Origin of the sequence: Sinosporangium siamense, assembly GCF_016863435.1 — a bacterium.
Classification (GTDB): Bacteria; Actinomycetota; Actinomycetes; order Streptosporangiales; family Streptosporangiaceae; genus Sinosporangium; species Sinosporangium siamense.
Map to the genome: position 1 here is coordinate 1 of NZ_BOOW01000065.1, position 13,991 is coordinate 13,991.

Genomic DNA, 13,991 nt, shown 5'->3' on the forward strand with positions numbered 1-13,991 from the left:
CGTACGACACCCGCCCGGAGGCCACGCTCCCGGCGCTGCCGCTGCCCCGGTAACCTTCGAACTCCTCACCGTCCAGCAGGTTCGCGTAGTCCGCGTACATCACACCCACGAACACGCCCGTGCGGCTGCCCCGCAACGACACCGGATCGATCCCGGCCCGCTCAACCGCCTCCCACACCGACTCCAGCAACAACCGCTGCTGCGCGTCGGTGGCCAGCGCCTCACGCGGGCTCATCCCGAAGAACGCCGGGTCGAAGTCCCCCGCGTCATACAGGAACCCGCCCGAACGCGCATAGGACGTGCCGGCCTTCTCCGGATCCGCGTCGAACAGCGTCCCGAGGTCCCACCCTCGATCGGCGGGGAAGTCCGACACCGCGTCCACCCCGTCGCGGACCAGCCGCCACAGGTCCTCCGGAGACCTCACCCCGCCGGGGAACCGGCACGCCATCCCCACGACGACCACCGGATCGTCCGCCGTCGCCACCGGCGCGTACTCGGCCCGCTCCGGCGCCTCCGCCCCGACCAGCTCACCCGTGAGGAAGTCCGCCAAGACGCCCGCCGAGGGGTAGTCGAACACCACCGTCGCCGGCAACCGCAACCCGGTCGCCTTCCCCAGCCGGTTCCGTAGCTCGACCGCGGTCAGCGAGTCGAAACCGAGGTCCTGGAACGCCCGCCCAGGATCCACCTGCTCTGTCCCCGTGTGTCCCAGTACGAGAGCGATGTGCGTCAGCACAAGGTCGAGGACCACCTCGTGCCGCTCCTGAGCACCGAGCCCGGCCAGCCGCCGGGCGAGACCGGCCGAGGCGGCGACCGGCGCGGTGCGGCGGGCGGGCATACGGATCAGTCCTCGCAACAGCGGCGGCACCTCGCCGCCGGCCGCCCGCAGGACCGCGAGGTCGAGGCGCATGGGAAGCACATGCGGGTCCGCACCGGTCACCGCGACGTCGAACAGGTCCACGCCCTGCTCGGGGGTGAGCGGCGGAACTCCGGCCCGCGCCATCCGCTCGGCCTCGGCCTCGCCGAGCCCGCCGGTCATGCCGCCGGCCCGCGTCCACGGTCCCCACGCCAGCGAGACGGCGGGCAGTCCGCGGTCCCGCCGGTGACGGGCCAGGGCGTCGAGGAACGCGTTCCCCGCCGCGTAGTTCGCCTGCCCGGCGTTCCCCACGGTCCCCGCCATCGACGAGAACACGACGAACGCCGCGAGGTCGAGGTTCTTGGTTGCCTCGTGGAGGTTCCACGCCCCGTCGACCTTGGGCCTCAGCACCTCCGCCAGCCGCTCCGCCGTCAACGACTCCAGCAGCCCGTCATCCAGCACCCCCGCCGCGTGCACCACGGCCGAGATCGGGTGACGCGCCACAAGGCGGGCGACAGCCGTACGGTCCCCCACGTCACACACCTCGACCGCGACCCCGGCACCGAGTGCCGCCAGCTCCGCCACGAACTCCTCGTCACCACCCCGGCGACCGGCCAGCACCAGGGACCGCACTCCGCAGGCGGCCACCAGGTGCCGCGCCACCACCCGGCCGAGCCCGCCGAACGCGCCGGTGACCAGCACCGCGCCCTCACCCCATCCACGCCCGCCCGCCGGTGCGGGCACCCGGGCCAGCCGGGGCACCAGCGTCGTGTCCCCGCGCACAAGCACCTGAGGCTCGGGTACGGCGAGAGCCCGCACGACGTCGCCCCCGTCGGTGTCCACGAGGGTGAACACGCCCGGGTGCTCCGCCTGCGCCGACCGCACCAGCCCCCACACCGCGGCGCCCGCCAGGTCCTCGCCGTCCGCCGCGCCTCGGGTGGCGAATACGAGCCGCGACGCGGCGAACCGCTCCTCGGCCAGCCACTCCCGCATCAGGCGCAACACCCGTGAGGTCTCCGCGTGCACCCGGGCGGGCACGTCCGCCGAAGCACCGCCGGCGACCGGCACGACCACCACCTCGGGAGCCTCTTCCACCAGGGGCTCCCAGTCGCCGTCGTACACCGCCACCCGCAGATCCCCGGCCTCACCCGCGGCGGCCGGCACCCACTCCACCCGGAACAACGAGTCCCGGGTCGCGCCGACGTCCTCGCGGGACACCTGCCGCACCACCAGACCGCCGATCGACGCGACCGGGTCGCCCGCCGTGTCCGCCACCGCGAGGGAGACGGCGCCGGCTGTGCGCGACAGCCGTACCCGGACCTGGGAGGCGCCTGTGGCGTGCAGCGACACGCCCGACCACGAGAAGGGCACGTTGGACGCCGTCTCGTCGCCCGCCGCGGCGCCGAGGGCGTGCAGGCAGGCGTCGAGCAGCGCGGGGTGCAGGCCGAAGGGAGTGCCGTCGACGTCGCCGGGCAGGGCTACCTCGGCGAAGACGTCCTCACCGTGCCGCCAGGCCGCGCGCAACCCCTGGAACGTCGGCCCGTAGGCGAAACCCGCGTCGTGGAATCCCTCGTAGAGGCCGGTGAGGTCGAGCGGTTGAGCGCCTGCGGGCGGCCAGTCGGGCATCGTGAAGGCCGGTTGCGTCGCGGCGGTGAGGGTGCCGCTCGCGTGCAGGGTCCACGGGTGGCTCTCGCCGGGGCTTGCATGCACGGTGACGGGCCTGCGACCGGATTCGCCGCCTTCCCCGACCGTCACCTGCACGCGCACGCCGCCGTGCTCGGGCAGGGTGAGCGGCGCGGCCAGCGTCAGCTCCTCCACGGTGCCGCAACCGGTCTCGTGGCCGGCGCGCAAGGCCAGTTCGAGCAGCGCCGTACCCGGGACCAGGACGGACCCGTGGACGGCGTGGTCGGCGAGCCACGGGTGTGTCCGCGCGGACAGGCGGCCGGTGAACAGGTGGCCTTCTGAGCCGGCGAGTTCGACGGCGCCGGTGAGCATGGGATGGTCGGCGGCGGCCATGCCGAGGGACTCGGCGGTGCCGGTGTGGGCCATCACGGCGGGCCAGAACCTACGGTGCTGGAACGCGTAGGTGGGCAGGTCGACGCGGCGTGCGCCGGTGCCGGTGTAGTAGGCGGCCCAGTCGACCTTGGCGCCTTGGTTGTGGAGGTGTGTCAGGGCTTGGAGGACGGTGAGCTCTTCGGCCTGGCTTCTCCGCAGCAGGGGGGGCGGCGTGAGGTCTCCGGGGAGCGTCTCGGCTGCCATGGCCGACAACACCGCGTCCGGCCCGATCTCCAGGAACCGCGTCACCCCCCGCTCGTGGAGGGTGCGCACCCCGTCGGCGAAGCGTACGGCGTGGCGCACGTGGCGCACCCAGTAGTCGGCGGAGCAGAGCTCTTCGGGGGAGGCGACGGTGCCGGTCAGGTTCGACACGATCGGGACGGTGGGGGACTGGAACGACAACCCTTCGATCGCGCGCCGGAAGTCCTCCAGCATCGGATCCATCAGGGGTGAGTGGAAGGCGTGCGACACCCGCAGTCTGGACGTCCTGCGGCCCAGGCCGTGGAAGTGGGCCCGCACCGCCGCTACGGCCTCCTCCTCGCCGGACACGACCACCGACGACGGCCCGTTGACCGCGGCGATCGAAACCGCCTGTGCCGCGTGTACTGGCGCCTCGCCGGGCCCGGCTGCGCCGTCCGCTTCCCCCGCCGCAATGCCGTCGAGGCATGCCTTTACCTCGGCCTCGGTCGCCCGCACCGCGACCATCGCGCCCCCGGCGGGCAGCGCCTGCATGAGCCGGCCGCGTGCCGCCACCAGCGCACACGCGTCGGCCGGCGAGAACACCCCGGCCACGTGAGCCGCCGCCACCTCGCCGATCGAGTGCCCGGCGAGCAGATCAGGCCGCAGACCCCACGACTCCACCAGCCGGAACAGCGCCACCTCGACCGCGAACAACCCGGCCTGCGCATAGACGGTCTGGTTCAGCAGATCGGCGTCGCCGCCCCACACGACCTCACGGAGCGGCCGGTCCAGGAGCCCGTCCAGGTGCCCGCACAGCGTGTCGAAGACCTCGGCGAACACCGGGAACCGCGCATACAGCTCCCACCCCATGCCGAGCCGCTGCGCCCCCTGCCCGGTGAACAGGAACGCCGCCGCCCCCTCCGTCGCCGCGCCCGCCGCCACGTCACCGTCGACCAGGTCGCCGAGCCCGGCGGCCAGGGTCTCCGCGTCGGCGCCGATCACCGATGCGCGATGGGCGAGCGCGGCCCGGGTGGTGGCGAGTGAGCAGGCCACGTCGAGCGGCCGCTCTGCGGCGACGACGGGCAGCAGCCGCTCCGCCTGCGCACGAAGGGCCTCCGGCGTGGCCGCGGAGAGCAACAGGGAGACGGCGGGCGGATCCGGGAGCACTGGGGTGGGAAGCCCGGCGGACGCCTGCGGAAGCACCCCCGCAGCAAGCGCGGCGCCCTCGGCGAGCGCCTCCGGCGGATCCGCGAGCACACCCGCAGCGAGAACGGCGGCCTCGGCGGGTGCCTCCTCCAGCACGACATGGGCGTTGGTGCCGCTGATCCCGAAGGACGACACCCCCGCGCGCCGCGGGGTGCCGTTGCGCGGCCACGACGCCGCCTCGGTGAGGAGCCGTACGGCTCCCGCCGACCAGTCGACGTTGTGGCTGGGCCGGTCGACGTGGAGGGTGGGCGGCAGCACCCCGTGCCGCATGGCCATGACCATCTTGATGACGCCGGCGACGCCGGCCGCGGCCTGCGTGTGACCGAGGTTCGACTTGACCGACCCCAGCAGCAGCGGCCGCTCACGGTCCTGGCCGTAGGTCGCGAGCAGCGCCTGCGCCTCGATCGGGTCGCCGAGGGTGGTGCCGGTGCCGTGGGCCTCGACGGCGTCGATCTGGTCGGCGGCCAGGCGGGCGTTGGCGAGGGCCTGGCGGATGACGCGGCGCTGCGAAGGGCCGTTCGGGGCGGTGAGACCGTTGCTCGCGCCGTCCTGGTTGACGGCGCTGCCGCGGATCACGGCGAGCACGGGGTGACCGTGGCGGACGGCGTCGGAGAGCCTCTCCACGACGAGGAACCCGGCTCCTTCGGCGAAGCCGGTGCCGTCGGCGGCCGAGGCGAACGACTTGCACCTGCCGTCCGAGGAGAGCCCGCCCTGCCTGCCGAACTCCGCGAACACGCCGGGTGTGGCCATGACGGTGACACCGCCGGTCAACGCCAGGGAACACTCGCCCTGGCGGAGCGCCTGCACCGCCAGGTGCAGCGCGACCAGCGACGACGAGCAGGCCGTGTCCACGGTGACGGCCGGGCCCTCCAGGCCGAGCTTGTAGGACACACGGCCGGACACCACGCTGCCGTTGCCGTCGCTGCCCGGATAGTCGTGATACATGACCCCGGCGAAGACGCCGGTGCGGCTGCCCTTCAATGACGTCGGGTCGATGCCCGCGCGTTCCAGCGCCTCCCACGACAGTTCCAGCGTCAACCGCTGCTGCGGATCCATGGCGAGGGCCTCACGCGGGGAGATGCCGAAGAACCCGGGGTCGAAGTCCGCCGCCTGGTCCAGGAATCCCCCCTCCCGCGTGTAGTAGGCGCCGGGGTTCTCCGGGTCGAGCAGCGTGGACAGGTCCCAGCCCCGGTCGTCGGGGAAGCCGGAGATGGCGTCGCCGCCCGACGCCACCAGCCGCCACAGGTCCTCGGGTCCCGCCACGCCGCCCGGGTAGCGGCACGCCATGCCGACGATCGCGATCGGCTCGTGGCGGGTGGCGGCGAGTTCCCCGGCCCGCAGCGCCGTGCCCTGCTCGGCGGTGAGGTCGCCGGAGGTGATCCGCATGTCGGCGAGTTCGAGGAGGTTGTCCAGCAGCCCGGCGTCGCGGAGCCTGCGGGTCGGGATCGACTGGAGTGCGTGGCGGAGTTCGGCGTCGTCGGCTTCCGCCGTACTCGGCCAGAGCTCGGTGACGACGAGATCGGCGACCGAGAGGGCGTTCGGGTGGTCGAAGGCGAGGGTGGCGGGCAGCCGCAGGCCGGTGAGCGCGTTGAGCTGGTTGCGCAGGTCCGTCGCAGCGAGCGAGTCGAAGCCGAGCTCGTGGAAGGCCCGGTCGGGCTCGATCGCCTCACCCGAGGCGTGCCCGAGCACCGACGCCACCTGCCCGCGCACGAGCCGCAGCACCTCCCGGTGCCGCTCGGCCGCGCTCGCCCCCGCGAGCCGCTCCGCCAGCGATCCGGCGGGTACGGCCGCAGCCCGCGTGACCTGCCTCCGCGCCGGGGCCAGCCCGCGCAGCAGCGCCGGCACCTCGCCGGAGCGTGTGCGCAGCGCCGCCGTGTCCACCCGGATGGGCACGACGTTCGCCAGGGTGGTGTGGAGGGCGGACGAGAAGAGCGCCAGCCCGGCCTCGTGGGTCAGGGGCGGCACACCTTGCATCGCCATCCGCTGCCGGTCGACGTCGCGCAGGAAACGCCCGAGGCCCCGGCCGACCTCCCACAGCCCGAACGCCATCGACGTCGCCACCAGCCCGTGCGCGCGGCGGTGCGCGGCCAGCGCGTCGAGGAACACGTTGGCCGCCGCGTAGTTGCCCTGACCTGCCGTCAGCACCAGCCCGCCGGCGGACGACAGCAGCACGAACGCCGACAGGTCCATGTCGCGGGTCAGCTCGTGCAGGTGCCAGGCCCCGTCGGCCTTGGGTGCCAGCACGGAGTCGACGCGGTCCGGGGTCAGCGCGCCCACCAGGCCGTTGTCGCCGACACCGGCGGCGTGCACGACGCCCGTCAGCGGGCGCAGGCGTACGAGCCGCTCGACGGCGTCCCGATCGGACACGTCGCAGGCGACCACGTCGACGCGTGCCCCGAGAGCGGTCAGGTCGGCGGCGAGCTCGGCCGCCCCGGGTGCGTCCGGCCCCTGACGGCCGGCGAGCACCAGGTGGGTGACGTCGTGCCGCTCCACCAGGTGGCGGGCGATCACCGCCCCGAGTCCGCCGGTGCCTCCGGTGATCAGTACGGCACGGCCGGGGTGGAATCCCGCGACGGCATCGGAACCTGGGGTGCCGGAAGTGCTTGTGCCGGCCCGCGCCAGGCGTGGCAGCCAGATGGTGCCGCCGCGCACCGCCGACTCGGGCTCCTCCACCGGGATCCGGCTCAGCCCCTCGTCGCCGTCGACGTCGATCAGGAGGAAGCGGCCCGGGTTCTCCGCCTGCGCCGACCGCACGAGTCCCCACACCGGGGCCTGGGTCAGGTCGACGTCGTCGCCCTCCGCCACGGCCACCGCGGCGCGGGTTGCGATCACCAGCCGGGAAGCCGCGAACCGGTCGTCGGCCAGCCACGCCTGCACCACCGCCAGGACACGATGTACCACCCGCCGCGTCCCCAGCAGGACGTCGCGGGACTCGTGCGCGCAATCCAGGACAACCAGCGGCGGCACCGGGCCGGACTCCGGCACCTGCTCCCAAGGCACCCAAGGCGACGCCTCGGGAGAACTCTCCGCCTCCGACCAGCCGATCCTGTAGAGCGCGCCGGCCGACGGGTCCGCCGTGCCCAGTTGTTCGGCGGTCACCGGGCGTCCCGTCATCTCGCCGACCGACATCACCGGCCGCCCGGCTCCGTCGGCCACCGTGATCGACAAGCCGCCGCCGGTGTTCCGGGTCAGCCGCGCCCGCACCGCCGACGCGCCCACCGCGTGCAGGGTCACGTCGTTCCAGGCGAACGGGATCTGCATCACTCCCGAGCTCGTCAGGATCGCCGCGTGCATCACCGCGTCGAGCAACGCCGGGTGCATCCCGTAGGGGTCGCCGCTCACCTCGTCCGGCAGTGCGACCTCGGCGAACAGCTCGTCGCCCCGCCGCCACACCGCCCGCAGGCCCTGGAAGACCGGCCCGTAGCCGAACCCGGCCTCGGCGAGGCCCTCGTACGCGCCGTCCACGGGCACGGGGTCGGCCCCGGCGGGCGGCCACTCCGTCAGTGCTCCGCCGTTCACCTCTCCGGGGGCGACCACGAAGCCCGAGGCGTGCCGTATCCACTCGTCGCCCGCCCGGGAGTGCACCGCGACCTCACGGCGGCCGTCCTCACCGGCCTCGCCCACCCACACCTGCACCTGCACGCCGCCCGTGGCGGGAAGCACCAGCGGGGCGGCCAGTGTCAGCTCCTCCACGGCGCCGCAGCCGGTCTCCTGCCCAGCGCACAGCACCAGGTCGAGCAGGGCCGTGCCGGGGAGCAAGGTGCGGCCCAGCACCGTGTGGTCGGCGAGCCACGGCTGAGCCTCCAGCGACAGGCGGCCGGTGAACAGGTATCCGTCAGTGTTGACCAGCTCCACGGCCGCGCCGAGCAGCGGGTGGTCCGCCGCGCCCACGCCGAGTGCGCCGAGGTCGCTCTGGGAGGTGGCGTTCAGCCAGTACGGACTGCGCTGGAAGGCATAGGTCGGCAGCTCGACCCGCCGGGCACTGTCGAACAGGCTCGCCCAGTCGACCTCGGCGCCGTGAACGTGGAGGAGGCCGAGGGCGTGGAGGGCGGCAGGCTCCTCTGGGCGGTCCTTGCGGAGCAGCGGGATCAGGACGGCGCCCTCACCTGCGGACTCGGCCGCCATGGCCGACAACACCCCGTCCGGGCCCAGCTCCAGGAACCGGGTCACGCCGCGCTCCCGCAGGGTGCGCACGCCGTCGGCGAAGCGTACGGCTTCGCGCACGTGGCGCACCCAGTAGTCCGGCGAGCGGAGTTCGCCGGCGGCGGCCACCGCGCCGGTGAGGTTGGACACCACCGGCACGGACGGCTCCTCGAACGCCAGCCCTTCGGCGACCGCCCGGAACTCCTCCAGCATCGGCTCCATCAGCGGCGAATGGAACGCGTGCGACACCCGCAGCCTGGACGTCTTGCGGCCCAGACCGTGGAAGTGGGCCTCGACGGCCGCGACGGCCTCGTCCGCGCCGGAGACCACCACCGACGACGGCCCGTTGACCGCCGCGATCGACACTGCTCTGCCGAAGCCGGTGTGTCCCGCAGGCACCGGTTCCAACGCCCCGCGGTCGTTCCCCGGCCGGCATGTGAGAGACCCGTCACCGTTGAGGCCCACTCCCGTGCCGTCAAGGCAGGCCGCGACCTCGGCTTCGGTGGCCCGCACCGCGAGCATGGCACCGCCCTCCGGCAACGCCTGCATCAACCGGCCACGCGCCGCCACCAGCGCACACGCGTCCGCGAGAGCGAACACCCCGGCCACGTGAGCAGCCGCCACCTCACCGATCGAATGCCCGGCCACGAGGTCGGGCCGCGCACCCCACGACTCCAGCAGACGGAACAACGCCACCTCGACCGCGAACAAACCGGACTGCGCGTGCACCGTCTGGTTCAGCAGGTCCGCGTCGTCACCCCACACGACCTCACGAACGGCCCCACCCAGGTGCGCGTCCAACCCCGCGCACACCTCGTCGAAGGCCTCCGCGTACACCGGGAACCGCTCATACAGTTCCCGCCCCATCCCGAGCCGCTGCGCCCCCTGCCCCGAGAAGAGGAAGGCCGTCGCGTCGCCCTTCCGCGCCTGCCCCACGGCCACGTGCGACCTGCTCTCCCCCTGAGCCAGCGCACGCAGCCCGGCCAGCAACTCCGCGCGCCCGGCCCCGGTCACCACGGCCCGGCGCTCCAGCGCCGCCCGCGTGGTCGCCAGCGAGAAGCCCGTGTCCAGCACACCGAGATCCGGGTGCTCCTGCACATGAGCGGCGAGCCGTACGGCTTGCGCCCGCAGAGCCTCGGGACTCGCGGCCGACAGCGGCCAGGGCACCACCCGGCCGTCCGCCACGCCCGGCTCCGCCGTACCGATCGGCTCGCCGGGTGACTCCAATGTGCCCGCCGGCCTGTCCGAGGTGAGCGCCGCCGTACCGATGCTGACCGGCTTGTCCGGCGCCGGCTCCGCCGTACCCGCCGGTGGTGCCGGTGCCTCAAGAACCACGTGGGCGTTGGTGCCGCTGATCCCGAAGGCGGACACGGCGGCGCGGCGCGGGTGGCCGGTGAGCGGCCAGGGGCGCGGGGCGGTGAGCAGCTCGACGGCTCCCGCGCTCCAGTCGACGTGCGGGGACGGCTCGTCCACGTGGAGGGTGCCGGGCAGCAGGCCGTGCCGTATGGCCATCACCATCTTGATCACACCCGCCACCCCGGCCGCGGCCTGCGTGTGGCCCAGGTTGGACTTCACCGACCCCAGCAGCAGCGGATGCTCCCGCTCCTGCCCGTAGGCGGCGATCAACGCCTGCGCCTCGATGGGGTCGCCGAGTGTGGTGCCCGTCCCGTGCGCCTCCACCGCGTCGACCTCGGCCGCCGGCACCCCGGCGTCGGCCAGGGCGCTGCGGATCACCCGCTGCTGGGAGGGGCCGTTGGGGGCGGTGAAGCCGTTGCTGGCGCCGTCCTGGTTGACGGCCGTGCCGCGGATCACCGCCAGCACCTCGTGGCCGTGGCGCAGCGCGTCGGACAGGCGTTCCACGAGCAGGACGCCCACACCCTCCGACCAGCCGACCCCGTCGGCCGCCCCGGCGAACGCCTTGCACCGGCCGTCGGGCGCGAGGCCGCGCTGGCGGCTGAACTCGATGAACATGCCCGGCGTCGACATCACCGTGGCGCCGCCCGCCAGCGCCAGCGAGCACTCGCCGCGCCGCAGCGACTGCACCGCCAGATGCAGCGCCACAAGCGACGACGAGCAGGCCGTGTCGACGGTGACGGCCGGTCCCTCCAGGCCGAGCGTGTAGGACACGCGGCCCGACACGACGCTGCCGCCGCTCGTGCCCACGGGGTGGGCGTTCAGGCCGTAGTCGTGGTACATGACTCCGGCGAACACACCCGTCTGGCTGCCGCGCAGCGTCGCGGGGTCGAGTCCCGCGCGTTCCAGCGCCTCCCAGGCGGTCTCCAGCAGCAGCCGCTGCTGCGGGTCCATATAGAGGGCGTCGCGGGGCGAGATGCCGAAGAAGGCGGGGTCGAAGTCGGCGGCGTCGTAGAGGAATCCGCCGCGGCGGGTGTAGCTCTTGCCTTCCTTACCGGGCTCGGGGTCGTAGAGGTCGTCGAGGTTCCATCCGCGGTTGGTCGGCATGTCGGCGACGGTGTCGCGGCCGTCGAGCACCAGCCGCCAGAGCTCTTCTGGAGAGGTCACACCTCCCGGGTAGCGGCACGCCATGCCGACGATCGCGATGGGCTCGTCCGCCGGTAGGCGTTCGGCGGTGTGAGGCGGTGCCGTCGTCTCGGTTCCCAGCAGGCTGAGGATGTGGCCGGTGACCGACAGTGCGTTGGGGTGGTCGAAGGCGAGGGTGGCGGGCAGCCGCAGCCCGGTGAGCGTGTTGAGCTGATTGCGCAGGTCGGTGGCGGCCAGCGAGTCGAACCCGAGCTCGTGGAACGCCCGGTCCGGCGCGATGTCCTCGGCCGAGGCGTGCCCCAGCACCGACGCCACCTGCCCCCGCACCAGCCGCAGCACCTCCCGCTGCCGCTCCGCCCCGCTCAACCGCGCCAGGCCCGCGGACGCGGCGGGTACGGCGGAAGCCCGCGCCGTCTGCCGTCTGACCGGGATGAGCCCGCGCAGCAGCGCCGGAACCTCGTCGGCGCGGGACCGCAGCGCCGCGACGTCCACTCGGAGCGGCACCACGGCGGTCCGGCACGTCGCCAGCCCGGCGTCGAACAACGCGAGACCCGCGTCGTGGTCGAGGACGGGAAGCCCTTGAGCCGCCAGACGCCGCCGATCGACCTCCGCCAGGGCCGCGCCCATGCCCGCGCCGACGTCCCACAGCCCGAACGCCATCGACGTCGCCACCAGCCCGTGCGCGCGACGGTGGGCGGCCAGCGCGTCGAGGAACACGTTGGCCGCCGCGTAGTTGCCCTGGCCCGCCGTCAGCACCAGCCCGCCGGCGGACGACAGCAGCACGAACGCCGACAGGTCCATGTCGCGGGTCAGCTCGTGCAGGTGCCAGGCGGCGTCGGCCTTCGGCGCGAGCACCGCGTCGAAGCGTTCGGGGGTGAGCGCCCCCACCAGCCCGTTGTCGACCACGCCCGCCGCGTGCACCACGCCTGTCAGACGGTGGCGGCGGACGACTGTTTCCAGGTCGGCGCGGTTCGACACGTCGCAGGCGACCACGTCGACGCGGGCGCCCAGCCCGGTGAGCTCAGCGGTCAGCTCCGCCGCCCCCGGCGCCCCGGGGCCACGCCGCCCCAGCAGCACCAGGTGCCGCACACCGTGTTCCGCCACCAGGAGGCGGGCGATCTCGGCGCCCAGACCACCTGTGCCGCCGGTCATCAGCACGGCGCCGTCCGGGTCGAAGGCCGGCTGCTTGAGGGCCGGGTGCTTGAGGGCCGGGTGCGCCTCCGCCGCCTCGTCGCGGACCAGCCTCGGCACCAGCACCGCGCCGCCGCGCACCGCCGACTCGGGCTCCGAGAGCGGCACCCGGCGCAGCACGGCGCCGCCGTCGAGGTCGACGAGCCGGACACGGCCGGGGTTCTCCGCCTGCGCCGCCCGCACCAGGCCCCACACCGGCGCCTGAGCGAGGTCGACGTTCTCGCCGTCCGCCACGGCCACGGCGTTGCGTGTCACGACCAGCAGCCGCGACTCGGCGTAACGGTCGCCGGCCAGCCACTCCCGGACCACCGCGAGCACCCGGTGCAGCACGGCGCGCATGTCCGCCGGCACGTCGCCCAGGCTCGGTGTGGAGCAGTCCAGCACGACCGTGTTCGGCACCGGGCCCGAGGCGGGCACGTCCTCCCACGCCGTCCACGGCACCTCGGCCGACTCGGTGTGGGAAGGAGACCAGTCGATCCGATACAGCGCACCCGCCGCCGGGTCGGCCGCCCCCAGCTGCTCGGCCGAGACCGGCCGGCCCACCATCGAGGCCACCGACAACACCGGGTCACCGGCCCCGTCGGCGACCGCGATCGACAACGTGCCCTCGGCGGTCCGCGACAGGCGGGCCCGCAAGGCGGAGGCACCCTCCGCGTGCAACGACACGTCGTTCCAGACGAACGGCACCACCGTCTCGGTGTCGCCGCCCTCCAGCACCCACGCGTGGAAGACCGCGTCCAGCAGGGCGGGATGCAGCCCGAACCGGCCACCTTCCACGCCTTCGGGCAGCTCGACCTCGGCGAACACCTCGTCCCCGCGCCGCCATACCGCGCGTAGCCCGCGAAACACCGGGCCGTAGCCGAAGCCGATCTCCGCGAACCCCTCGTAGACGCCGTCGATCGCGACCCGCTCGGCATCCGCGGGCGGCCACCACGACGCGTCGAACTCTGTCCGCCCGGTCGTGCGGTGGGCCAGCACACCTGTGGCGTGCTCCCGCCAGGCACCGGACTCGTCGCCCTCAGGCCGCGCATGCACGCTCAGCGTGCGCCGGCCGGCCTCGTCGGCCGCGCCGACGCGGACCTGCACCTGCACGCCGCCCCGTTCGGGCAGCAGCAGCGGCGCGGCCAGCGTCAACTCCTCGACCAGGTCGCAGTCCACGTCCGCGCCGGCGCGCAGGGCGAGTTCGAGCAGTGCCGTCCCCGGGAGCAGGACCCGGCCCTTCACCACGTGGTCGGCCAGCCACGGGTGTGACTCCAGTGACAACCGGCCGGTCAGCAGGCGTTCGCCGCCACCGGCCAACTCGACCGAGGCGCCCAGCAGCGGGTGCTCCGCCGTACCGAGACCGGCGAACCGCACGTCGCCCCGGGCGTTCCGCGAGGTGGCGGGCCAGAAGCGGCGGCGCTGGAAGGCGTAGGTGGGGAGTTCGACCCGCCGGGCGCCGGTGAACAGGCTCGCCCAGTCGACCTCGACGCCGGTGGTGTGCAGCCGCGCGAGGGCGTAAAGCGCCGACCGCTCCTCCGGGCGGCCCTTGCGCAGCAGCGGGACGAGTACGGTGCCCTCGTCGGCCGAGTCGGCCGCCATGGCCGACAACACGCCGTCGGGGCCGAGTTCCAGAAGGTGTGTCACGCCCTGGGCTTGGAGGGTGCGCACGCCGTCGGCGAAGCGTACGGCTTCGCGCACGTGACGCACCCAGTAGCCGGGCGAGCGAAGCTCGTCGGCGGTGGCCACCTCACCGGTCAGGTTGGACACCACCGGCACCTTGGGCTCGTCGTACGACAACCCCTCGACGACCGCCCGGAAGTCCTCCAGCATGGGATCCATCAGCGGCGAGTGGAACGCGTGCGACACCCGCAGGCGGGTTGCC

At 74.0% G+C, this 13,991-nt stretch carries 1 protein-coding gene; it reads right to left on the minus strand.

What is annotated here, in order from left to right; all coding sequences use genetic code 11:
- Positions 1-13,991: type I polyketide synthase (locus tag Ssi02_RS38290; protein ID WP_204034322.1), on the minus strand; the 13,991-nt coding region annotated here is incomplete at both ends.